The 22,217-nt window shown below is 66.2% G+C and carries 19 protein-coding genes; 11 read left to right on the top strand and 8 right to left on the bottom strand.

Annotated elements, in window-relative coordinates:
- The first annotated feature begins 9 nt into the window (after positions 1 to 9).
- The gene (locus ACVOMH_RS02700; RefSeq protein ID WP_481550962.1) at positions 10 to 1,077 is read left to right on the top strand and encodes an acyltransferase family protein; all 1,068 of its coding nucleotides are present in this window, start codon (positions 10 to 12) and stop codon (positions 1,075 to 1,077) included.
- Between the two features lie 72 nt (positions 1,078 to 1,149).
- A complete protein-coding gene (locus tag ACVOMH_RS02695) occupies positions 1,150 to 1,584 on the top strand; it encodes an SseB family protein (protein ID WP_481550961.1) in 435 nt (144 codons plus the stop codon).
- Here the strand turns inward: ACVOMH_RS02695 and ACVOMH_RS02690 are convergent.
- Positions 1,581 to 2,801, bottom strand: coding sequence for a multifunctional CCA addition/repair protein (locus ACVOMH_RS02690; RefSeq protein WP_481524006.1), 1,221 nt, complete (start codon positions 2,799 to 2,801; stop codon positions 1,581 to 1,583). The genes ACVOMH_RS02695 and ACVOMH_RS02690 overlap by 4 nt on opposite strands.
- 42 nt (positions 2,802 to 2,843) lie before the next feature.
- Positions 2,844 to 4,811: a transglycosylase SLT domain-containing protein gene (locus tag ACVOMH_RS02685; RefSeq protein WP_481550960.1), complete on the bottom strand. Its 1,968-nt coding sequence runs from the start codon at positions 4,809 to 4,811 to the stop codon at positions 2,844 to 2,846.
- Between the two features lie 202 nt (positions 4,812 to 5,013).
- Here ACVOMH_RS02685 and ACVOMH_RS02680 point away from each other — a divergent pair, with 202 nt between their 5' ends.
- Positions 5,014 to 5,385, top strand: coding sequence for an ExbD/TolR family protein (locus ACVOMH_RS02680; protein ID WP_481550959.1), 372 nt, complete (start codon positions 5,014 to 5,016; stop codon positions 5,383 to 5,385).
- 70 nt (positions 5,386 to 5,455) lie between these two features.
- On the opposite strand, the gene ACVOMH_RS02675 is transcribed toward ACVOMH_RS02680, so the two are convergent.
- From ACVOMH_RS02675 to ACVOMH_RS02660, 4 genes are all read right to left on the bottom strand, one after another.
- Positions 5,456 to 6,193 (bottom strand): endonuclease/exonuclease/phosphatase family protein, encoded by a 738-nt coding sequence (locus ACVOMH_RS02675; RefSeq protein WP_172675130.1) that lies wholly within the window; start codon positions 6,191 to 6,193, stop codon positions 5,456 to 5,458.
- 72 nt (positions 6,194 to 6,265) lie between these two features.
- Complete coding sequence (locus ACVOMH_RS02670) at positions 6,266 to 7,063, bottom strand: thiol:disulfide interchange protein DsbA/DsbL (protein ID WP_057505637.1); 798 nt, start codon at positions 7,061 to 7,063, stop codon at positions 6,266 to 6,268.
- 118 nt (positions 7,064 to 7,181) lie between these two features.
- A complete protein-coding gene (locus tag ACVOMH_RS02665) occupies positions 7,182 to 7,829 on the bottom strand; it encodes a thiol:disulfide interchange protein DsbA/DsbL (RefSeq protein WP_481524004.1) in 648 nt (215 codons plus the stop codon).
- 98 nt (positions 7,830 to 7,927) lie between these two features.
- Entirely contained in the window at positions 7,928 to 8,713 is a 786-nt protein-coding gene (locus tag ACVOMH_RS02660; RefSeq protein ID WP_481550958.1) for a c-type cytochrome, read from the bottom strand.
- A 231-nt stretch (positions 8,714 to 8,944) separates the two neighbouring features.
- On the opposite strand from ACVOMH_RS02660, the gene yihA reads away from it, so the two are divergent.
- Positions 8,945 to 9,580, top strand: coding sequence for a ribosome biogenesis GTP-binding protein YihA/YsxC (gene yihA / locus ACVOMH_RS02655; protein ID WP_481550957.1), 636 nt, complete (start codon positions 8,945 to 8,947; stop codon positions 9,578 to 9,580).
- A gap of 42 nt (positions 9,581 to 9,622) precedes the next feature.
- Here yihA and ACVOMH_RS02650 read toward each other — a convergent pair whose 3' ends face one another.
- Positions 9,623 to 10,327: a VIT1/CCC1 transporter family protein gene (locus tag ACVOMH_RS02650; protein WP_481550956.1), complete on the bottom strand. Its 705-nt coding sequence runs from the start codon at positions 10,325 to 10,327 to the stop codon at positions 9,623 to 9,625.
- A gap of 161 nt (positions 10,328 to 10,488) precedes the next feature.
- On the opposite strand from ACVOMH_RS02650, the gene ACVOMH_RS02645 reads away from it, so the two are divergent.
- The 5 genes from ACVOMH_RS02645 to ACVOMH_RS02625 all read left to right on the top strand — a co-directional run bounded on the left by ACVOMH_RS02645 (position 10,489) and on the right by ACVOMH_RS02625 (position 18,844).
- Positions 10,489 to 11,853 carry a glutamate--cysteine ligase gene (locus ACVOMH_RS02645; protein WP_481550955.1) on the top strand — a complete coding sequence of 455 codons (1,365 nt, stop codon included), beginning with the start codon at positions 10,489 to 10,491 and terminating at the stop codon, positions 11,851 to 11,853.
- Between the two features lie 298 nt (positions 11,854 to 12,151).
- On the top strand, positions 12,152 to 15,166 hold the full coding sequence (locus ACVOMH_RS02640; protein WP_481550954.1) for a TonB-dependent receptor domain-containing protein: 3,015 nt from the start codon (positions 12,152 to 12,154) through the stop codon (positions 15,164 to 15,166).
- Between the two features lie 72 nt (positions 15,167 to 15,238).
- Complete coding sequence (locus ACVOMH_RS02635) at positions 15,239 to 16,876, top strand: alkaline phosphatase D family protein (protein ID WP_481550953.1); 1,638 nt, start codon at positions 15,239 to 15,241, stop codon at positions 16,874 to 16,876.
- 52 nt (positions 16,877 to 16,928) lie between these two features.
- Positions 16,929 to 18,104: a hypothetical protein gene (locus ACVOMH_RS02630; RefSeq protein WP_481550952.1), complete on the top strand. Its 1,176-nt coding sequence runs from the start codon at positions 16,929 to 16,931 to the stop codon at positions 18,102 to 18,104.
- A gap of 98 nt (positions 18,105 to 18,202) precedes the next feature.
- Positions 18,203 to 18,844, top strand: coding sequence for a glutathione S-transferase family protein (locus ACVOMH_RS02625; RefSeq protein ID WP_481550951.1), 642 nt, complete (start codon positions 18,203 to 18,205; stop codon positions 18,842 to 18,844).
- A gap of 93 nt (positions 18,845 to 18,937) precedes the next feature.
- Here the strand turns inward: ACVOMH_RS02625 and ACVOMH_RS02620 are convergent, their stop codons facing one another.
- Positions 18,938 to 20,620, bottom strand: a complete 1,683-nt coding sequence (locus ACVOMH_RS02620) for a tetratricopeptide repeat protein (RefSeq protein ID WP_481550950.1) — start codon at positions 20,618 to 20,620, stop codon at positions 18,938 to 18,940.
- Positions 20,621 to 20,773: 153 nt separating this feature from the next.
- On the opposite strand from ACVOMH_RS02620, the gene ACVOMH_RS02615 reads away from it, so the two are divergent.
- The gene (locus ACVOMH_RS02615) at positions 20,774 to 21,049 is read left to right on the top strand and encodes a metal/formaldehyde-sensitive transcriptional repressor (RefSeq protein ID WP_481523994.1); all 276 of its coding nucleotides are present in this window, start codon (positions 20,774 to 20,776) and stop codon (positions 21,047 to 21,049) included.
- Positions 21,050 to 21,100: 51 nt separating this feature from the next.
- Positions 21,101 to 22,210 carry an S-(hydroxymethyl)glutathione dehydrogenase/class III alcohol dehydrogenase gene (locus tag ACVOMH_RS02610; protein WP_481523993.1) on the top strand — a complete coding sequence of 370 codons (1,110 nt, stop codon included), beginning with the start codon at positions 21,101 to 21,103 and terminating at the stop codon, positions 22,208 to 22,210.
- Positions 22,211 to 22,217: the final 7 nt, after the last annotated feature.

Genomic DNA, 22,217 nt, shown 5'->3' with positions numbered 1-22,217 from the left:
CTCCGGTAGATGGACAAGCCCGTTCGATTCGCCTCGGTTGATGCCCTGCGTGGCATCACCGTCGCGGCGATGCTGCTGGTCAACAATCCCGGCAGCTGGAGTCATGTCTATGCGCCGCTGCTGCATTCGGACTGGTATGGCTGCACGCTGACCGATCTGGTGTTTCCGTTCTTTCTGGTGATCGTCGGTGTGTCGATCGCGCTGGGTGTGGTGCCGAGGGTCGAACAGGGTGCGGACCGCGCGCGGCTCGCTCGCACCGTGCTGCTGCGCGCGCTGCGCATTCTCGGCTTGGGGCTGCTGCTGCACTATCTGGCGTGGTGGTGGCTGGACCTGCCGCACTACCGGCCATGGGGGGTGTTGCAGCGCATCGGTATCTGTTTCGCGCTGGCCGGCATGGCTGCAATCTGGTTGCGGCCCCTGGGGCAATGGCTGCTGCTGGGCGGTGTGTTGATCGGCTATGCGGTGCTGCTGGCCGCCGGTGGTTCGCTGGAGCCTCTGGTCAACCTGCCCAGTCGCGTCGATAGCGCGCTGCTCGGTCCGCTGCTGTACCAGTACGACCTTGCCACTGGCCAGGGCCATGATCCGGAAGGGCTGCTGTCCACGCTGGGCGCGCTCGCCTCGACGCTGATCGGCCTGCAGGCCGGGATGCTGTTGCGCAAACGTACCAGACATCTGCTGGTGGGCGCGCTGATCCTGCTGACGGGAGGCCTGGCGTGGTCGCCGTGGCTGCCGTTCAACAAGAATCTGTGGACCCCGTCCTACGTGCTGTGGACCGCCGGCTGGGCGTTCGCCTGCCTGTGGGTGGCCCATGTGCTGATCGACCTCCGCCACTGGCCGGCGCTGGGGCGCCGTTTCGGCGTCAATGCGATCACCGCTTACGCCGGCTCGTCGGCGATGGTGCTGGCGTTGATAGCTGCGGGTGTCTGGAGCGGGCTGTGGACGCAGGTGTTCGACCGCTGGATCACACCGCTAGCGGGGGCGCAGGCCGCGTCGCTGCTGATGGCGCTGACGTTCGTCGCGCTGTGGTGGCTGCCGATGGCGTGGATGGACCGGCGCAAGATCTATCTGAAGATCTGACAGCGCCGGGCTGCGGCGGGCAGGATGAGGCTGGTACAGTCGCTGGCGTAATCCATTTCTCCAGGAACACCGATGTCCACTGAAGTCCCTTTCACCCCGCTCAACGATCTGGAAGTCCGTCTGCTGCGAACCCAGGAAGCGGCCGTCAGCCCGGCGTATTTCCTCGATTCGCTGCTGAATGAAAAGGTCTTTGTGCTGCTGGACAAAGAGATTCCCGAAGGCGGCGACTGGGATGAAACCATCAACCCGCTGGTGCTGACCAATGACGCCAACGAGCCGATGTTCGCGGTGTTCTCCGCGCCCGAGAGAGCGGTGGTCTGGAGCGAGCAGGTGCCCGCGTTCGAAAACGCGCTGCATCTGGATTTCCGCTGGCTGCTGGGCGGTATCGCCGATGGCGTGGGCATCGTGCTCAACCCGGGCTTCGACGTCGGCATGGAAATGGTCCCCGACGCGGTGGCACAGCTGAAACAGCGCGCCGCGGCATTGGCACGCGCCGCAGGGGTTTAACGCGCCGCGCCAATGGCGCGGACGCGCGCCTTGGCCAAGGCCTCGCCGATGGCGGGGCCTTTCAGCCCCTCAGTAGCGATATCCCGGGCATTGATTGCCAGGGCGGCGGCATGCAGGCGCTGCAGTGTGCTGCGCTGTGGATAGTCGCTGTCTTCAAAGCCGAGCCGCCCGCGCTTGTCGCATTCGCACACCAGCGCCATCTGCGCGATGCGCTCGGGCCGGCGGAAGCCGTCGCAGCGGGAGATCAGTTCCAGCACGGTGGCGTCACGCAGTTCATCGATGCGATGCACGTTGAGATGCTCGCGGCAGACCGCTTCGGCCAGTTGGCGGTGATCGACCGGAATCTTCAGGCGTTCGCAGAGCTTGGCCAGCGGCTTCAGGCCGCGCTGTTCGTGCATGATGTGGCGGGGCAGTTCATCGGCCGGGGTCAGCGCCTTGCCCAGGTCGTGGGTGAGCGCGGCAAAGCCGATCAGGTCATCGCCCGGCGCCAGCTGTGCGGCCATGTCGCTGACCATTTCCTGATGGATGCCGGTGTCGATTTCCGGGTGGAACTCGGCGCGCTGTGGCACCCCGTACAGCGCATCCAGCTCGGGCAGGATCACCGCCAGCGCGCCGGTGTCGTGCAGGCTGCGCAGGAAGGCCGAGGGCTGCCTGCAGGTCAGCGCCTTGCGGGTCTCCTGCCAGATGCGCTCGGGTACCAGCGCCTCCAGCTCACCGCTTTCGGCGATCTGGCGCATCAGTGCGGCCGTTTCCGGCGCCAAGGTGAAACCCAGTGGCGCGAAGCGGGCCAGGAACCGCGCCGCGCGGAGCACGCGCAGCGGGTCTTCAACAAACGCCGGACCGACATGGCGCAGCACCCGCTGCTGGATATCACGCACGCCGCCCCAGGGATCGACCAGCTCGCCGCTGTCCTGGTCGCGGGCGATGGCGTTGATGGTGAAGTCGCGGCGCTGCAGATCCTGCTCCAGCGTCACCGATGGGTCGGCATCGACCACGAAGCCGCGGTAGCCGCGTCCGGACTTGCGCTCGGTACGGGCCAGCGCGTGTTCCTCGCCGGTGTCCGGATGCAGGAACACCGGGAAGTCCTTGCCCACCGCCTTGAATCCGCGCGATTCCATTTCCGCCTGGGTGGAACCGACCACCACCCAGTCACGGTCACCCGGCGGCAGGCCCAGCAATGCATCGCGGACCGCGCCGCCAACGAGATAAATCTTCATGGGCACATGATGCCGCACTCGCAGTGGCATCAGGGGCGCGTTTCAGCGACTGCCGCTGGTCACCACAGGTGCGCTGGGGCAGGTGAACGGCTTGCGGCGGGTGTCGATCTTGCCAACCATGCGCTCGCTCAGGGTGGCGGCGTCGCCATTGAGGCGCCAGTCGTAGATCACGCTGAAGGCGAGCACGCGGGCCACGTACTCGCGGGTTTCCTTGTAGCTGATGGTCTCGATCCAGAAATCCGGATCAAAGTCCGGGCGCTGCGACTGCCAGCGTGCGGTCGGGGTCGGGCCGGCGTTGTAGGCGGCGATGGTGACGTAGGGCTGGCCGTTGTATTTGTCCATCAGCTGGCGCAGGTAGGCGCTGCCGATGGCGATATTGGTGTCCGGGTCGTACAGGCTGGCCGCGCCGCCATAGCCGCTCAGGCCGATACTCTTGGCCACACTGGCACCGGTGGCGGGCAGCACCTGCATCAGGCCCATCGCGTTGGCCGGTGAGCGCGCGTTGGGATTGAAGATGCTCTCGGCGCGGATTTCCGCGGCGATCCAGGCCGGGTCCAGCGCGTTGCGCGCGGCTTCGCGGCGGATGCTGTCGTCGTGGTGCAGCGGGAACCGCAGCTTGTACAGGCGTTGCTCCTGCGGCCCCTTGAGCGCGAACACGGCGCGGTCGAACCAGCCGTTGTCGCTGGCCACTTCCACCGCGAGCCGGCGCTGGGTGTCGTCAAAGCGCGACAGCGCGTCGGCCCATTCGCGGGCGGCCCACAGCGGGCGCTCGATCTTGAACAGTTCCAGGGCGCGCACCAGTGCGGGGTCACGGGCGACGCTGCTCTTTGCCTGGGCGCTGTCGCCCGGATTCCACGGGCACAGCGCATAGGGCTGTTTCAGCTTGTCGGCGGCGAGGAAGCCATGAAAGGTCGGCTCGTTGGCGGCGGCGCGGTAGAGCGCGCTTGCGTCGGCCGGCTTGCCGGTCTTCTCCAGCAGGCGGCCTTCGAACCAGCGCCAGCGCGAGTCGTTGCGCTGGGCGGGCGGCATCTTGCGGATGGCGGCCAGCGCGGCCGGCCAGTCGCCGCGCGCCATCGCTTCGCGGGTACGCCATTCGTGCAGGCGTTCGTCATAGGCCGATTCGGGTACCGCGGCCAACCGCCGCGCCGACTCCGGCAGGTAGGAGGCCACCGTCCACAGTGCGATCTGGTAGCGCACCTGTCCCTGCTGTGCGGCGCTTAGCTCCAAAGTCCGGGTGTACTGCGGCAGCTGCTGCTCGGCGGCGCCCGGGTCGGTCTTGGCCAGCTTTTCCAGGCCATCGGTGGCGATACGGCGGCTGCGCTCGTTCTTCGGCCAGTTCAGGGCGCGGGCGTCGGGCTTGTCGACGAAGGCGGCGTAGTCGTTGGCCTGGGCCAGTTCGGCCGCAGGCAGGCCGCGCGCGGCGGCGCGCATCACCGCCGGTTGCTGGGCATCGGCGGCGGCATCGATGCGTTCCCAGCGCAACGCGGCGGGCAGGCCACCGCGGCTGGCGAGCACCGCGAATACCGGATCGCAGGCATCGGGCAGGGACTTGCCGCTGCTGCGCCACAGCGCCTGCGCCTCGCTGGTCCACTGCGCATCGGCCTTGCCGGTAGCCTGGCGGGCATTGAGCACGGCGCAGCGCAGGCCCGGATCGGTACTGGAGGTGTAGTTGGCCAGCAACGTCGGCCAGTCCTGGCGGCGGGCCAGCGCCGGCAGCCACGCCGCGCGGAACGTCTCGGCCACCGCCTGGCCCTGGTAGCGCTTGAGGAAGTCCTGCGCCTGCGAGGTCGTCAGCGTGTCGATGTTGCGGCGTAGACGGGCGTACTCGAGCCACCCATACAGGGGATGGTTGCGCAGGCCGCTTATCGAGGCATCTTCGGCTTTGCCGGCCTCGGCATTGGCGATGGCGGTACGCAGGGCGGTGCGCTGCGCCTCCACGTTCTGGGCGTGGAGGCCGGCCGTGGCCAGCGAAAGGAAAATGCCCAAGGGCAGCAGGGAGAATCGACTCATGCGCGAAGCATAGCGGCGCGGGTGTCAACGGCGGTGCGCCAGTCCTGCTCGATGATGAATGCCGGTGGCCGGGACCTGCGCAACGATGCCGGGATGACAGGCGAAACGTCGGCTGAATCCGTCGGCTGCGGACCTCCGCCGCTTGCATCATCGGCGCTAGTCTCGGCCATGAGGCGAGCGGCCTCCACGGGAGGGGAAGACCATGGCATTCAGTGCGAAGGGCAATTCTGGACCGTTGGCCGAGATCAACGTCACGCCGCTGTTGGATGTGATGCTGGTGTTGCTGATCATTTTCATCGTGACCGCACCGCTGGTGTCCTATCCGATTCCCGTGGCCCTGCCGCAACCCACCACCACGCCACCGCCACGGCTTGAACCACCGCCGCCGATCGAATTGCGGGTGGATGCCGGCAACCAGCTTCGCTGGAATGGCCAACCACTGGCATTGGCCGATGTGCAGACCCGCCTGCAGGAACAGGCGCAGGCCCATGCGGGCAATCTGCCGGAGCTGCGCATCGCCACCGATCCGGGCGCGGAGTACGCCGTGATGGCGCGGATCGCCTTCGTGCAATAACGGCGGCGCGACATGGCACCGATGGAAAGGCCGGCAATCTGCCGGCCTTTTTCCGTATCTGCGCGGTGGATCAGCGCAGGCTTTCTTCCGGCACCTGGACTTCCATCTTCACCGCCAGATGATCCGAATAGGCGGCGGGTACCGCCTGCGTATCCACCACATTGAGCGTGTCGCTGGTGAGGATATGGTCGATGGCCCGTTCCGGGCGCCAGCTGGGGAAGGTCGGGACCAGGCAGCCGGGTGGCTGCAGCCGGGTCTTGCGATAGAGCAGCTGCATCTCCGGACGATCGGCCATGCAGTTGAAGTCCCCCATCAGCACCGCGTTGGGATGATCGCTCAGCAGGTCGGAGATGAAATCCAGCTGCGACATGCGCGAATTGGTACCCAGCGACAGATGCGCCACGGCCACGGTGAGCCCTTCCTTGCCATCCCCGTAACGGGCCAGCAGCACGCCACGGCCGCCGATACGGCCGGGCAGGGGGTGATCCTGCACCTCCACCGGCTCCAGGCGGCTGAGCAGGCCGTTGGCGCTGGAGGCCACACCGCCCATGCGCCGGTTCGGCTGGTGGCTCCAGTAATTGAAGCCGGCGCGTTGGGCCAGATAGTGGGTCTGGTTGGTGAAGCCCGAGCGCAGGCTGCCCGGATCGGCTTCCTGCAGGCCGACGATGTCATGCCCGCTGGCCAGCTGGGCGATGGCGTCCAGGCTGGAGCGTTTCTGCCCGGCGGGCAGCGCATGCGACCAGCTGCGGGTCACATAGTCGCTGTAGCGACGGGTGCTCGAGCCGGCCTGGATGTTCGCGGTCAACAGCCGCAGCGTTTTGGTGGGGGATTTCACGATAGTGCGACTGGAGGGCCCCGGGATTCCGAGGCCCTTGATACCTTACCGGGCGTTGGCGGCGCGTTCGCGCGCGACCAGGTGGTCGGCGATGCGCAGCATGTCTTCCCAGCCCTGGCCCTTGACCAGGTACTTGCCGTTGACGATCAGCGACGGGGTGCCGGAGATCTTGCTGCGCTGGGCGAACTGCTTGGCGCGGTTGACTTTGGCCGAAACCGAGAAGCTGCCCATGGTGTCGGCGAAGGTCTTCGGCGCCACGCCGTGCTTGCCGTAGAAGTTGGCGATGTCCTCGACCGAGTCACGGCCGCGCTCGCCCTTCAGGGTCTGCTCGATGTGGATGGCCGAATACAGCGCATCGTGGGTCTTGTCCTGCACGCCCAGCGCTTCGGCGGCGTAGAAGGCGCGCGCATAGTCATCCCAGGTGCCGCCGAACACGGCCGGCACGTAGACGAAGTTCACGTCCGCCGGCAGGCCGGCCTTCCACGAGCTCACCAGCGGCTGGAAGCGGGCGCAGGCCGGGCAGACATAGCCGAAGATCTCGGCCACTTCGATCTTGCCGGTGGCCGGCTGGAACGGCTGGCCGCCTTCGATGGCCACATAGTCGGTGCCGGCAACCGGCTCCGGGCCAACCAGGCGGGCGGCGGCCGGAACCGGCGCGGCCGGAGCGGCGGCCTCAGTGCTGGCGTCCGCGGCCGGTGCCTGTTCGGTGGCGGCCGGAGCCGGCGCCGCTTCCGGCGCGGCCGGGGTGGCCGGAGCGGTGGTGTCGGCCGAGCCATCCTGGGCCTTGCAGGCGACCATCAACGGGAGCAGGGCCATCAGGGCCAGGGCGAAACGGATCTTCATCGGGTGGGATCTCCAGCGGAAATTCGGGGGTCCTCAGGCCGCGCGGAGCGACCGGGGACCACATGATGACATTATGTGCAGGCGCGGCTGAACCGGCTGTCGGCCGCGAGGGAGCCGCTCAGCGGCGTTTGGCGGCAGCCCGTTCGCGGGCGATCAGTGCATCGGTGATGCGCACGGCATCCTCGAAGGTGCGGCCCTTGACCAGGTATTTGCCGTTGACGATCAGCGCCGGTGTGCCCGGTGCACGCACGCGCATCGCAAAGCTGCGCGCATTTTCCAGCTTGCTGTCGACCTCGGGGCTGCGCAGCACATCGATATAGCGCTGCGGCTGCACGCCGTAGTTGGCGTAGAAGCTCGCCAGTTCCTGCGGCGATACGTTCTGTACCGGCAGGCTGCGCTGCTGGTGCAGGGAACGGAACATGTCGCCGTGGCTGCGCTTGAGCACGCCCAGCTGCTCGGCGGCGTAGAACGCGCGGGCATAGGAGTCCCAGTGGCCGCCGAAGACTGCCGGCACCAGCGTCAGGCGCACATCGGGCGGCTGCCTGGCCGCCCAGGCTTCCAGTACCGGCTCGAAGTTGGCGCAATGCCGGCAGGTGTAGCCGAACAGCTCGACGACCTCGATCTTGCCGGCCAGCGGTGCGAACGGGCCGGGAGCGGCGATCAGGTCATAGTCCTGGCCTTCCACCAGCGCGGCCGAGGGGGCGGCACAGGCGGCCAAAGGCGCCAGGGCGAGCATGAGGGCCATCAGGCGGGAAAGAAACGACATAGGGCTTAAAGTCTCCAGTCAAAAATAAAGACGCCGACCTGGTGGGGCCGGCGCGTCTGCGAACAGCACCTGCCGGTCGCCGCAGCGACCTGCGCGGGCTAGGGTTGAGCGGGGGCAGCGGCCACCGTGGCGTCATCGGCCCGATCATGCAGGCCCTGCACATAGCTGGCCAGCGCCTGGATTTCCTGCTCGGTCAGTGCCTGGCTGACCTGCGCCATGATCTTGAACTGGGCCGCATCGGTCTCACCGGTTTGCCCGGCCTGGTAACGCTGCAGACGCTGCGTCACGTAGCCGGCGTACTGGCCGCCGATGTGCGGATAGGCCGGGCCGGGATTGCCGGTGCCGGTGGGCCCGTGACAGGCGATACACGCGGGAATGCCGCGGCTGGCGTCACCGCCGCGGTAGAGCTTCTGTCCGATCTCGAAGAACTTCATTCCGGCATAAGGGCCCTCGCTGACCTGTGCATCATCGGCAACGCCGGCACCACTTTTCTGCGTGGCGAAGTAGGCGCCGATATCACGCATGTCCTGGGCGGTGAGGTTCTGCACGAACGGCACCATCGCCGCCACCGCGCCTTCGTTGCGCTGGCCGTTGGCGATCAGCGCCACCTGCCTGGCGACATAACGTTCGCTCTGTCCGGCCAGGCGCGGGTAGATATCGATCGGCGAATTGCCGTCGGCGCCATGGCAGGCCGCACAGGTGGAAGCTTTGGCCTGTCCGGCGGCGGCATCGCCGGGGCGGGTCTTGCTGAAATCGATTTCCAGCGGCGCCACGGCCACCGGCGCATTGTCGGGGACGGCGCTCACCGAACTCTGCGCAAACGCGACGACGGCGATCAGCGGTACAGCGAGTGCAGCAACGGCAAGAACACGAGCATGGCGCATGCGGAAGCTCCGTGTGGACCGGCCGGGCGGGGCTTCCGCCGGCATCGCCCGGATTATCAACGCCGTTTCGCGGCAGGGTCAACGCAGCACTGCAGCAAAAACCGCACGGGCACGGTGCCGAAGGGGGCGTAGTGGCCCGGAGGAGGGATTTTTCGCCGTTGCCAGGGGAAATGCCGCAGCGGCCATCAATCGGACACGGCGCGCGGCGCCGCAACATGCGATCCTATGCCCATGTCACAGCTCCTCGAACGCGCCCAATACCTGCTTTCCGCCCACAATGCCAAGCAATTGCCGGAGGATATCGGCAGTGAAGTGGCGTTTGCCGGTCGCTCCAATGCCGGCAAGTCCAGCGCCCTGAACGCCCTGACGCGCCGCAATGCACTTGCCCGCGTCTCCAAAACACCTGGCCGCACCCAGCAGCTGGTGTTCTTCCAGGTCACCCCCCAGGCGCATCTGGTCGATCTGCCCGGATACGGTTACGCCAAGGTGCCGCTGGACCTGAAGGCGCACTGGCAGGCCTTCATCGAGAAATATTTCCGCACCCGCGAGGCCCTGAAGGGACTGGTGGTGGTGATGGACATCCGGCACCCGTTGAAGGAATACGACCTGCAGATGCTCGGTTACGCGGTGCAGCGCGGGCTGCCGGCGCATGCGTTGTTGACCAAGGCCGACAAGCTCGGCCGGGGCCAGCAGATGCAGACCCTGCAACAGGTGAAGAAAGAGTTGTCCTCGCGCTTTGGCGACAGCGTCAGCGTGCAGTGCTTCTCCAGCGAATCCAAGCAGGGTGTGGATGAAGCCCGCCTGGTTGTCGGTGGCTGGCTGGGATTGAACCCGACCGTCGCCGATGCCGATACCGCTGCCGGATAAGGACCCTCTCCACCGCACCCCGGTGTGTGGCGCGGTGGGGGATCAGACCGGAATCTGGAACAGCCGTCCGATCAGGGCGGCTGCGGCCATCGCCATCGCTCCCCAGAACGTGACTCGCAATGCACCGCGTCCTGGCGAGGCGCCGCCCAGGCTGGCTGCCAAGGCGCCCGTCAGGCACAGCCCGATCAGCGTGGCGAGGGTGGTTGCCAGCGTCACGTGGGCAGCGGGAACCAGCAGCGCGGTCAGCATCGGCAGTGCGGCACCGGCGATGAAAGCCGCGGCCGAGGACGCGGCGGCCTGCAGCGGGCGTGCACGCAGGGTTTCGGTGATGCCCAGTTCGTCGCGGGCATGGGCGGCCAAGGCATCGTGTGCGGTCAGTTGCTCGGCCACGGCACGGGCCAGTTCCTCATCCAGTCCGCGTTGGCGGTAGATGCGGGTCAGCTCGTCCAGCTCACTGTGCGGGTCTTCACGCAACTCGCGGCGTTCGAGGGCCAGATCGGCGTGCTCGGCATCGGCCTGTGATTTGACCGATACGTATTCCCCCGCCGCCATCGACATCGCCCCGGCCACCGTGCCGGCAACGCCACTGGCGATGATCGTGGTGGCGCTGGCGCCGCCAGCGGCCACCCCCACCACCAGTCCGGCGATGGAGACAATGCCGTCATTGGCGCCCAGCACGGCCGCCCGCAGCCAGCCAACCCGGTCGGAACGGTGTCGTTCGTAGTGCATATGACGGCTACGGTCCATGCCCCAGTGTAGCGGGCGCGCCCGTCAAGCCGCCATAGCTGGGATGCTGAAATCCGCGACTGTCCACATGGCCGGTGCAGGCGGCGCGATATAGTGCCGCCTTGCGATGGACCGCTCCGGACCCCACATCGCGCCTTCATTCCCCCAGTGCGAGCCAGCCCTTGTCGAGCCCCAGCCACGTCGCCGATACCCCCATCACCGACCGCGACCAACTGGTCCAGGAGATCGCGTCGGGTGAAAAACCCAAGGCGCAATGGCGCATCGGTACCGAGCACGAGAAGTTCGGTTTCCGCCTCGATGACCTGCGTCCGCCGGCCTTCGACGGTGACCGTGGCATCGAGGCGCTGCTGACCGGGCTGACCCGCTTCGGCTGGGCGCCGGTGCAGGAAAACGGCCGCACCATCGCCCTGCTGCGTGACAATGCTTCGGTGTCGCTGGAGCCGGCCGGGCAGCTGGAACTGTCCGGCGCGGCGCTGGAAACCATCCACCAGACCTGCGTGGAAACCGGCACCCATCTCAACGAGGTGGCACAGGTGGCCGGCGAGCTGCAGCTGGGCTTCCTGGGTATGGGTTTCCAGCCCAAGTGGACGCGTGCGGACATGCCGTGGATGCCCAAGGGCCGCTACCAGATCATGAAGAACTACATGCCCAAGGTCGGTGCGCTCGGCCTGGACATGATGACCCGCACCTGCACGGTGCAGGTCAACCTGGATTTCGCCTCCGAGGCGGACATGGTGAAGAAGTTCCGCGTGTCGCTGGCGTTGCAGCCGATCGCCACCGCGCTGTTCGCCGACTCGCCCTTCACCGAAGGCAAGCCCAACGGCTACCTGAGCTGGCGCTCGCACATCTGGACCGATACCGATGCCGACCGCACCGGCATGCTCGACTTCGTGTTCGAGGATGGCTTCGGTTACGAGCGCTATGTCGACTATCTGCTCGATGTGCCGATGTACTTCTCCTACCGTGACGGCATCTACCACGATGCCAGCGGCCAGAGCTTCCGCGACTTCATGCAGGGCAAACTGCCGGTGCTGCCGGGCGCGCTGCCCACGTTGCGTGACTGGTCGGACCACATGACCACCGCGTTCCCGGAAGTGCGGATGAAGAAGTATCTGGAAATGCGCGGTGCCGACAGTGGTCCGTGGAGCCGGATCTGCGCGCTGCCGGCGTTCTGGGTGGGGCTGCTGTATGACCAGACCGCGCTGGATGCGGCCTGGGACCTGGTCAAGGATTTCAGTCTGGCCGAGCGCCATGCCCTGCGTGACGGTGTGCCGGAGCAGGCACTGCATCTGCCGTTCCGCAACGGCACCGTGCGCGATCTTGCCGCTCGCGCGCTGGAGATCGCGCGCGACGGCCTGCGTCGGCGCGCCGCGCTCAATGCCGATGGCCAGGATGAAACCCATTTCCTGGACGTATTGCAGGAGATCGTCGATTCCGGCAAGACCGCCGCCGAGCGCAAGCTCGACCTGTTCCACGGCCGCTGGAACGGCCGCGTGGAGCCGCTGTTCGCCGAGTTCGCGTACTGAACACAGTCGCCGCGTGGTAACCCGCGTAACGCGCACTGCCTGCCGGCAGCGCCGCGTATCGCGCCCATTGCCGGGCAGCGGCGACATCGTGCGCTGCCATCGATCCCTTGCCACAGGTGCTGCGCCGGTGGCGGGCATTTCCTGTTTCAACGGTGCAAGGCATCCGCACCTGGACGCCAGCGGATAGAGCCGGCGACCACCTGTAAATGTTCTGTAACTGAAGGTGAATACGATGCGCTGCATCTGCCTGGAAGCAGTTTCCAGGCACGACCTACGCATATCTCTTCAGGAACAAATCATGATCGTAGTCAGGAAGTCGGCGCTGGCTGGTGCCATCGTGCTTGCGCTTTGCCTTGCGCCAGAAGCCTTCGCGCAGGAGCAGCGGCAGGTTTCGGAGCAGGCAATGGCCGGTGGCGCGGTTCGCGGCCGTGTCTTCAATACCGATAGTGGCCAGTACGTGCGCAATGCAGAACTGCGCGTTGCCGGAACCACCAATGTCGTCTACAGCGATCAAAGCGGTGGTTTCCGCCTCAATGGTGTTCCCGCAGGTGAGGTTGTGCTCGTCGTCCGCTACGCCGGGCTTGAGGAAAGCCGGGTGACGGTCACGGTCACCAAGGGCGAGGTGGCCAGCGTGGATATTCCGCTCAAGGCCCCCGCCTATGCATCGGGAGCCAGCGAGGCGGTGAGCCTGGAGGGTCTGACCGTCACCGCCAGTCGCGAAGGCCAGGCCAGCGCGATCATGGAGCGGCGTGCGGCGATGAATGCCAAGAACGTGGTGGCCGCCGACAACTATGGCGCGCTGACCATGGGCGACGTCGGCGAGTTCATGAAGTCGATGCCGGGTCTGTCGCTGGATTACACCGAAGTCGACGCCACCGCGGTGCGTATCGGTGGTCTGGATCCGAAGTATTCGACGTTCACCACCGATGGCGCACGCATGGCCACGGCCACCTCGAACAACAACTCCGGCCGGCAGAACTCGTTCGAGCAGATGTCGATCACCGGCATCGAGTCGATCGAGCTCAACCACACGCTGACCGCGGCGATGGATGCCGATTCGCCGGGTGGCAGCATCAACCTGCGCAGCAAGCATGCTTTCCAGCGCAGCAAGCGTGATCTGGTGTTCCAGCTTGGTGCGGTGGGTACGTCCGATTCCAACTGGTCCGGCAGATACTTCCCCGACGACAAGAAGCACGACACGATCTATCCCTCCGGCCAGTTCGGCTTCGGCGATGTGTTCATGGACGGCCGCTTCGGCGTGGAGTTCAACGCCAGCTACAACGCCAACTATGTGCAGCAGGACCGCATCCAGACCGACTGGGCCTACAAGCCCGACGGCAGCGCCATGCCCTACCGGGTGATGTGGCGTCCGGGTCCGAAGAAGACCAGCCGTACCGCCGCCAACCTGAGCCTGGACTACCAGATCACCGACAACCTGGTCGCCTCGCTGCGCAGCACCTACTCGATGTACGACGTGGAGTACTTCAACCAGTACACCTACCTGATTTTTGGCACCACGTCCAAATCCGAAGCCGCGCCGGGCTCCACCCCCGAGCACATCGTGGTGGATCCCAATGGCACCAACACCCGGCTGCATACGCAGTACTCGCATCGCTATGCCGGTACCCCCGCCTATCTGGTCGCGCCCAAGCTCGAGTACAAGGGCGAGAGCTGGGAGGCGGTGCTGCGCGGCAGCTACTCGTCAGCCGAGTTCAACTTCCGCGACAACAGCAAGGGCTTCTTCCAGCGCACCGACAGCTGGCTGACCGGTATCGGTTTCACCCTGGATCGCCCGTCGGAAGGTTCGCACGCGTGGAATCTGGCGCAGACCGCAGGGCGGCCCTGGAACGATCCAGCCAACTTCAATCGCGATCACCCCATTGGCTACAACGTGCGCACTGCCGAATCCGATGCGGTCAACGACCAGTCCGGTATCAATCTCGACCTGAAGAAGCATCTGAGCTGGAACGACAACCCGCTCACGCTGATGGGCGGTCTGGGCACGCGCAGCAACGACTGGCGCACCAATGAAGGTTCCTGGCAGCAGTACAAGTATGTCGGTCCGAACGGCAGCCAGACCGATCCCTCGGCCTCGGTGCCGTGGACCGGGAATTACGACTTCGCGATCATCGGGACCGGCGCGGGAAACCTGAACGATCAGGGCTGGCGCGCTGACAACAACTACGCGATGTACGACATCTACCGGGAGCATCCGGAGTACTTCGTGCCGGACGATATCGGCAACCTCAAGCGCCGGCTCGACAACAACAAGCGCATCCAGGAAGACGTGGATGCCGCCTACATCGAAGCGGAAACCCGCATTGGCGATGCACGCTTCGACCTGGGCCTGCGCTATGAGAAGACCCATACCGCGGCGCGCATGGCCGACGTGCGTCCGCGCAGCGAGGTCCAGGCCGCCGGGCTGGACCCGAACACGGTCGAAGGCCTGCTGTACCAGTACAACAACGGCCGTTACACCACGCGCAAGGGCGGGTACGACGATTTCTTCCTCAGCGGCGGCATGAAGTACGACTTCACCGACAAGCTGGTCGGCCAGCTGTCCTTCAGCCAGTCCATCCTGCGCCCGGACTACGGCAACCTCGGTGGTGTGGTGTCGGTGAACGAGGACACGATGATCGTCACCGTGCCCAACGCGCAGCTCAAGCCCGAGCATTCCACCAAGTACTACGCCAGCCTACAGTACTACCTGGAGCCGTCGGGCATGCTGGGGCTGTCGTATTACAAACTGGACATGCAGGACATGCAGGTCACCGGTATCACGGTCGATCCGGAAAGTGTGGGTTTCAACCCCGGTGATTACGAAGGCTATACCTTCCGCAGTGCGCAGAACCTGCCGGGCACCAGCACCAACGAAGGCATGGTGCTGGAGTACAACCAGCAGCTCACCTTCCTGCCCGGTGCGCTCAAGGGCCTGAGCCTGTACGGCTCGCTGACCCATGTGAATCCGGATGGTCCGCGCCAGAACATTCCCAAGGAAGCAGCCAATTGGGGTGTCCGCTACAACTACGGGCGCTTCGATTTCCAGATCAACGGCAACTACCAGTCCGAGCATCGCGTCAGCGCCTTGAGCAACACGCCGACCACTGCCAACAACGGCATCCTCTACCGCGATTCGCGTCAGCTGTGGAATATCAGCGCCAGCTACAAGTTGACGGACAACATCGACGTGATGCTGGCCGGCCGCAACATCTTCAACGAGCCGGAAGTCATCTACTCCAACATCCCCAGTCGCGTGCAGATGTACACGGTCTACGGCTCGATGTGGAACTTCGGTATCCGCGGCCGCTTCTGATCGCCACTGCAGCCCTTCCGCGCCGGGCGCGGAAGGGTTTTTTCTGTCTGGATTCCCGTTGGAGACTGCTTCGTGACCGTCAATATCGATCGTCGCCGCCTGATCATCGGCGCCGGCCTGGGGATTGGTGCGCTGCTGCTACCGGTCGGCCGCACGTTGGCTTGCGAGCTGCTCGGCGCCAAAGGTTTCACCCACAATGTCGCCAGCGGCGAACCCGGCCCGCATTCCATGCTGCTGTGGACGCGCTATTTGCCCCCGACAGGCAGCAATGACGTGACCCTGCAGGTGGAAATGGCGCTGGACCGTGCGTTCACCCGGGTGGTGGCCGGCGCCAGTGTCCGCACCGGGAGCTACCGCGACTGGACAGCCAAGCTCACTGTCGATGGTCTGCAACCGGCGACCACCTACTGGTACCGTTTCATTGCACCCGATGGCAGCTTCTCGCCGGTGGGCCGCACCCGTACGCTGCCCGTAGGCGAGGTCGCCAGCTTCAGGCTCGGCCTGTTCTCCTGCGCCAATCTGCCGGTCGGCTGGTTCAATGCCTACGCGCATGCGGCCGAGCGCGAGGACATGGACCTGTGGCTGCACGTGGGCGACTACCTCTACGAATATGGTCTGGCTTCCTACAAAACGCAGGACCGGGTTGCAGGACGTGAGGGGCTGCCGGCGCACGATCACGAAATGGTATCGCTGCTGGATTACCGCCTGCGCCTGGCCTGCTATCGCGCCGATCCGGACTTGCAGCGGCTGCATCAGATGGCACCGATGGTGGCGCTGTGGGACGACCACGAGATCACCAACGACAGCTGGGAGGGCGGCGCGCAGAACCACCAGCCCGCCAGCGAAGGTGACTGGAACACCCGCAAGGCGGCCGCGGTGCAGGCCTATCGGGAATGGCTGCCGGTGTCCGACGAGCCGTGGAAGCAGTATCCGATCGGCACGCTGGCCACGCTGTACCGCACCGAGTCGCGCCTGATCGGGCGCACGCAGCCGGCCGATATCCGCAGCGCCTATTTGGCCGGTACCAAGGCGGCGCTGGAAGCGTTACGCGACGGCCCGTGGCAGGATCCCTCGGCAACGATGCTCGGTCTGGAGCAGGAGAGCTGGCTGTACCACGGTCTGCAGCACAACGCCGGCAACACCACGTGGCAACTGGTGGGGATGGGCACCATCCTCGGTCGCACGCTGATGCCGGAGCAGACCCTGGGCTGGCTGCGTCCGGAGGCCAGCGAACGTACGGTGCAGGCCTTCAAGGACAACATCCGCGGCGCACGCGTTGGCCTGCCGATGTGGATGGACCGCTGGGATGGCTACCCTGCCGCGCGTTCGCGTCTGCTGCGTGCGGCGCAACAGGCCGATGCCAACCTCGTGATGCTCTCCGGTGACAGCCACAACGCCTGGGCCTATGCGCTGGAGGAGGGCGGGCAACCGGCGGGGGTGGAGTTCGCGGTGCAGGCGGTCACTTCTGGCGGTATCGAAGGCAGCATGGCCGCCGATCCGAAAACGGTGGCTGCGGCCTTCATGGCCCGCAACCCGGAAATCCGCTGGTGCGATACCGCACAGCGCGGCTACGCGCTGCTGGACATCAACCCGCAGCGGATCCGCTGCCAATGGGTGTTCATGCAGGACATCAAGGCCCGCACCACCGCGTTGGCCGGCTCCCATCAGATGACCGTGCAGCGCGGACAGAACCGTTTCAGCGGCGCATGAACTGCCGCCCGCCTACCAACCGGCCACCTGCATCCGTTTCCAGGGATCTCCCATGAAAAACAGTTTCTACCTGCTGCTGGCGCTGCTGGCGGCTCCGGCGCTGGCCGGGGAACCGACTGCTGCCTCCGGCAAACCCCCTGTGCTGCCATTGAAGCAGGACGGGGGCACCTGGGATGCAGGACATGTGCAGGGCATCGCCGTGGACCGGCAGGGCGGCTTCATCTACTACTCGTTCACCGATCTGCTGGCCAAGTTCGACTTCGAGGGAAAGCTGGTGGGCACGCTGGCCGGCTGGACCGGTCATCTGGGTGATCTGGATCTCAACCCCGCTGACGGGCGGATCTACGGATCGCTCGAATACAAGGCCGATCAGGCGTTCTACATCGCCATCATCGATGGCCAAGGCATCAACCGGCTGGGGATGAATGCCGCCGAGGGTGAGGTTTTCCGCACGGTCCATCTGCCCGAGGTGGTGGACGACTACACCGCCGACGTGGATGGCGACGGTCGCTTCGATGGCGATGACGGTCGCTACTCCGGCAACGAGGCGCAGTCACCGGATCACCGTTATGGCTGTTCGGGCATCGACGGAGTGGCGTTCGGGCCACGCTTCGGTGCGAGCGAGGGCCCGCTGTACTTAACCGTGGCTTACGGCATTTACGGAAACACCGCACGCACCGACAACGACCACCAGGTGCTGTTGCAATACGACATCCGTGACTGGGCGCGTCACGCGCAGCCACTGCTCGAGGCACGGCCGCACCGGCAGGGACCGGCGGAGGTTGATGGGAAATACTTCGTGTACACCGGCAACACCACCTATGGGGTGCAGAACCTCACCTATGACGCTGCATCGCAGCGCTGGTTCATGGGCGTGTACCGCGGCCGCAAGGCGGCATTTCCCAACTACCAGCTGTTCGCCGTGGATGGCCGGGCGGCGCCGGTCCTTGGGGATCTGGTCGGGGTGCCGGCGGCCGATGGCAAGGGCTGGGAACAGGGCCTGCGACTGGCCCTGGCCGCGGATGGCCAGCGCGATCCGGCGACCGGCATCCGTGGCTGGAACCAGAAGGCCGATGTCGGCTTGCAGTCGCTGGGCGGGGGGCTGTTCTATTCCGTGCGCAATTCCGGCGCAAAGGGCGCGCAGCAGGCCGAACTGACGCTGATGCGCTGGACCGGCGACACATCGCAGCCGCTGATGCCGGTGTTGACGGAGCCGCCGGGGCAATGACCGCCGCCGGCCGGATTCGTCTTGCAGCGCAGCGGGCACTTCCGGGAGATGCCGCAGCGTGTTGCTAGACTGCCGTTCCACCATCCGGAGCCAGGTACATGGGCAGTTCGAACGATGAGATTGTCTTCTACACCCACCCGCAATCGCGCGGCCGCGTCGTGCGCTGGATGCTGGAGGAGATCGGGCAGCCCTACCGCGTCGAGGTGATGGGCTACGGGCAGAGCATGAAGTCGCCGGAGTATCTGGCGATCAATCCGATGGGCAAGGTGCCGGCCATCGTCCACCGCGGCGTGGTGGTGACTGAAACCGCGGCGATCTGCGCCTATCTGGCTGACGCGTTTCCGGCCGCCGGGTTGGCCCCGGCGCTGGCCGATCCGCTGCGTGGCAGCTACCTGCGCTGGCTGTTTTTCGTCGCAGGACCGGTCGAGGCCGCGGTCACCGCCCGCGCGCTGGGCCAGGAGCTGCCCCCGGAGAAGGCCGGATTCGTCGGTTATGGCAGCTATGAGGCGACCATCGGCCTGCTGGAGCAGATCGCGGCCAAGGCGTCGCCGTGGTTGCTTGGCGAGCGTTTCAGCGCGGCCGATGTCTATGTCGGCAGCCAGATCCTGTTCGGCTTGACCTTCAAGACGCTCCCGCCGCAGCCGGGCTTTCTCGCCTATGCGCAACGTCTGGGCGAGCGGGAGGCGTTCAAGCGCGCCGCGGCGGCCGATGACGCGCTGGTCGCACAGCCGGCGGGCTGATGCCGTGACCCGGCGTGGCGGGGAAGCCTACTCCCGGCTGGGGAGTGGTGCCCTGCGGCGGGGACGCCCGGCGCAGAATCGGCGTGGCTGCGCTCAATAGCGCGCGGCAGTCAGCGGCGCATCGGCCCACTGCCAGGCGGCGGCCTGCTGGCGAGAGGTTTCGTGCGCGGCATCGGCTTGGCCCAGGGCCTGCTGCGCCTGCGCCAGGCCGAACAGCGACCAGCCGTTGAGCGGATAGGTCCTCAGATCCTGGTTGAAGGCTTCCGCCGCGCCGTTGGCATCGCCGTTTTCCAGCAGCGCGGCGCCCAGATACGGGCGTACCGGCAGGGGCCAGTCGGCCGGCTCGTTGTAGGCCAGTGCGTCCTCGGCTGCGGTGGCTTCGCGCAGGCGGGTGATCGCGTCGCGATGTTTTCCCTGCGTCCGCAGCAACTCGCCCTGCAGCAGCCCATCGGCGACACGCAGGACATTGTCGGCGTGATTGATGTCGAAGAAGCTCACCTGCGCCATCGCCGGATCGATGGCGATCGCATGCAGCGCGTCGGCTTCTTTTTCCGCTTTATCCACTGCACCTTTGCGCAGCTGGGCCATGCCGCGGGCGAAGTGGCGTATTGCGGCCGGATAGGGCAATTCCGACGGGGCGCTGGTATCGGACAGGATCGCGTCCCAGTCGCCGAAGCGGACCTGGGTGAGCAGCGGCGCGACCACGAACTGCTGCATGAACTGCATCGGCGCCTCGCCCATGGCGCTGCGGTCGGCACGCTCGGCCGTCTGCTTTGCCGCCTGCAGCGCCAGCGTGCGTGAGCCGGTCAGGCCGGTGGTCATCGTCGCGAAGTGCCAGTTATGTGGCACATAACCCAGCGGGTAGACGCCGTTGCTGCCGCGGCATACGGCCAGGAAGTCCTTGTCGGCGGTGGTGGCGGCCAGATTGGTCAGGGTCGCATCGTGGTAGCGGCCGACGCGGATGTAGATATGGGCGGGCATATGCACCAGATGCCCGGAGCCGGGCGCCAGCGCCGCCAGGGTATCGGCATAGGGTTCGCCGCGCTTGGGGTCGGGGGAGGCCTCGATGGCGTGTAGGTAGTAGTGCATCGCACCGATATGGCGCGGATTGCGCGCCAGCACGCGCTCCAGTTCGCCGACCAGCTTCGGGGTGAACTGCGCCGGTGAGCCGTCCGCGTTCCAGTAGGCCCACGGCGACAGATCCATCAGCGCCTCGGCATACAGGGTGGCCGCGTCGTCATCGTCCGGGAACTGCGCGACCACCTGGGCCATCGCCTCGGCATAGGCGTGGTCCAGTGGTGCGCGGTCGTCCGGTGCTGGGGCGAGATAGCGCTTCTGCAGTGCCTGGATCAGGGCCTGATCGACCGGTCGCGCGCTGCCGGCCAGATGCGCCGCCTTTGCCGCCAGCGCGCTGGCTTCTTTGGCCGCAGCCGGGTCCATCGGCAGGTTGATGTTCGGGCCCAGCACCAGCGCCTGTCCCCATGTGCACATCGCGCACTGTGGATCCAGTCGCGCCGCTTCGGCGAAGGCCCGTCCGGCGGCTTCGTGGTTGAAGCCGTAGGCCAGCCGCAGGCCCTGGTCGAAGTAGCGTTGTGCCATCGGTACGGGCGTGCCGATATCCCGATGCAGATCGCCAAAGGTTTCAAACAGGGGCACCGGCACCGAGTCGGGGACGGCGGCTGTCTCGATGCCGGCGTTCCCGGCCCGATCACAGCCGGTCAGCAGCAGCGCAGCCAGCGTCGATGGCAGCAGCAGGAGCGCGGATCGGCGGATCATTGTGGCGTCTCCGGAGCAGTTGACCGGGACGATACTGCGGCCCCGCGCGCGCGGTGATACGGCGCTGTGAAGGATGTGCCGGCATCTCTGGCGGGTGCAATCGCGCAGCCTGCAAAATATACTACCCCCCAGTACAAGGTATCGGGGTCGGTCATGCCGCACTCGCCGGAGGAAAAAAGGAAGGTTCTGGCCCGGGTTAAGCGTATCCGTGGTCAGTGCGATGCGCTGGAGCGCGCGCTGCAGGCCGGTGCCGACTGCGGCCCGGTGCTGCAGCAGATCGCCGCCATTCGCGGCGCGGTCAACGGACTGATGAGCCAGGTCATGGAAGCCCACCTGCGTGAGGAATTCGGCCAGCTGGCGCGGTCCGAAGCCCAGCGCGCCGCGCGCGTGACCGAGATGTCCAGCCTGATCCGTTCCTATCTCAAGTAATCCCGGGCGGCGCACAGCGTCGCCTTCCGTCATTCCCGCAGGAGAACAACCATGAAATCCCGTGCCGCCGTCGCCTTTGCCGCCGGTGAACCGCTGCAGATTGTCGAGATCGATGTTGCCCCGCCCCAGGCCGGCGAGGTGCTGGTCAGGATCACCCACACCGGCGTGTGCCATACCGATGCCTTCACCCTGAGCGGTGAGGACCCGGAAGGCCTGTTTCCGGTGGTGCTGGGCCATGAGGGTGCCGGCATCGTGGTCGAGGTGGGCGAGGGCGTCACCAGCGTAAAGCCGGGTGACCACGTGATTCCGCTGTACACCGCCGAATGCGGCAAGTGCGAGTTCTGCACCAGCGGCAAGACCAACCTGTGCGTGGCCGTGCGCGCCACCCAGGGCAAGGGCGTGATGCCCGATGGCACCACCCGCTTCAGCTACAACGGTGAGCCGATCTACCACTACATGGGCTGCTCGACCTTCTCCGAGTACACCGTGGTGGCCGAGGTCTCGCTGGCCAAGGTCAACCCGGAAGCCAACCCGGAGCACGTCTGCCTGCTCGGCTGTGGCGTGACCACCGGCATCGGCGCGGTGCACAACACCGCCAAGGTGGCCGAGGGTGATTCGGTGGCCGTGTTCGGCCTGGGCGGCATCGGCCTGGCGGTGATCCAGGGCGCGCGCCAGGCCAAGGCCGGGCGCATCATCGCCATCGACACCAACCCGTCCAAGTTCGAGCTGGCCCGCCAGTTCGGCGCCACCGACTGCGTCAACCCGAAGGACTTCGACAAGCCGATCCAGCAGGTCATCGTCGAGATGACCGGCTGGGGCGTGGACCACAGCTTCGAGTGCATCGGCAACGTCGATGTCATGCGCGCGGCGCTGGAATGCGCGCACCGCGGCTGGGGCCAGAGCGTGATCATCGGCGTGGCCGGCGCGGGCAAGGAAATCTCCACCCGGCCGTTCCAGCTGGTCACCGGCCGCAAGTGGATGGGCACCGCCTTCGGTGGGGTGAAAGGCCGCAGCCAGCTGCCGGGCATGGTCGAGGACGCGATGGCCGGCAAGATCGAGCTGGAGCCGTTCGTCACCCACACCATGGGCCTGGAGCAGATCAACGAGGCCTTCGAGCTGATGCACGAGGGCAAGTCGATCCGTTCGGTGATCCACTACTGAGATGAGT

The organism is Stenotrophomonas sp. STEN013 (assembly GCF_056760355.1).
Note: the sequence above shows the minus strand (reverse complement) of the source record. Positions and strands in the feature narration are given on the sequence as shown.

What these genes read in the sequence shown, in the direction of transcription:
- ACVOMH_RS02700 (WP_481550962.1), top strand. Translation starts at nt 10, where the DNA reads ATGGACAAGCCCGTTCGATTCGCCTCGGTTGATGCCCTGCGTGGCATC.
- ACVOMH_RS02695 (WP_481550961.1), top strand. Translation starts at nt 1,150, where the DNA reads ATGTCCACTGAAGTCCCTTTCACCCCGCTCAACGATCTGGAAGTCCGT.
- ACVOMH_RS02690 (WP_481524006.1), bottom strand. Translation starts at nt 2,801, where the DNA reads ATGAAGATTTATCTCGTTGGCGGCGCGGTCCGCGATGCATTGCTGGGC.
- ACVOMH_RS02685 (WP_481550960.1), bottom strand. Translation starts at nt 4,811, where the DNA reads ATGAGTCGATTCTCCCTGCTGCCCTTGGGCATTTTCCTTTCGCTGGCC.
- ACVOMH_RS02680 (WP_481550959.1), top strand. Translation starts at nt 5,014, where the DNA reads ATGGCATTCAGTGCGAAGGGCAATTCTGGACCGTTGGCCGAGATCAAC.
- ACVOMH_RS02670 (WP_057505637.1), bottom strand. Translation starts at nt 7,063, where the DNA reads ATGAAGATCCGTTTCGCCCTGGCCCTGATGGCCCTGCTCCCGTTGATG.
- ACVOMH_RS02665 (WP_481524004.1), bottom strand. Translation starts at nt 7,829, where the DNA reads ATGTCGTTTCTTTCCCGCCTGATGGCCCTCATGCTCGCCCTGGCGCCT.
- ACVOMH_RS02660 (WP_481550958.1), bottom strand. Translation starts at nt 8,713, where the DNA reads ATGCGCCATGCTCGTGTTCTTGCCGTTGCTGCACTCGCTGTACCGCTG.
- yihA (WP_481550957.1), top strand. Translation starts at nt 8,945, where the DNA reads ATGTCACAGCTCCTCGAACGCGCCCAATACCTGCTTTCCGCCCACAAT.
- ACVOMH_RS02650 (WP_481550956.1), bottom strand. Translation starts at nt 10,327, where the DNA reads ATGGACCGTAGCCGTCATATGCACTACGAACGACACCGTTCCGACCGG.
- ACVOMH_RS02640 (WP_481550954.1), top strand. Translation starts at nt 12,152, where the DNA reads ATGATCGTAGTCAGGAAGTCGGCGCTGGCTGGTGCCATCGTGCTTGCG.
- ACVOMH_RS02630 (WP_481550952.1), top strand. Translation starts at nt 16,929, where the DNA reads ATGAAAAACAGTTTCTACCTGCTGCTGGCGCTGCTGGCGGCTCCGGCG.
- ACVOMH_RS02625 (WP_481550951.1), top strand. Translation starts at nt 18,203, where the DNA reads ATGGGCAGTTCGAACGATGAGATTGTCTTCTACACCCACCCGCAATCG.
- ACVOMH_RS02620 (WP_481550950.1), bottom strand. Translation starts at nt 20,620, where the DNA reads ATGATCCGCCGATCCGCGCTCCTGCTGCTGCCATCGACGCTGGCTGCG.
- ACVOMH_RS02615 (WP_481523994.1), top strand. Translation starts at nt 20,774, where the DNA reads ATGCCGCACTCGCCGGAGGAAAAAAGGAAGGTTCTGGCCCGGGTTAAG.
- ACVOMH_RS02610 (WP_481523993.1), top strand. Translation starts at nt 21,101, where the DNA reads ATGAAATCCCGTGCCGCCGTCGCCTTTGCCGCCGGTGAACCGCTGCAG.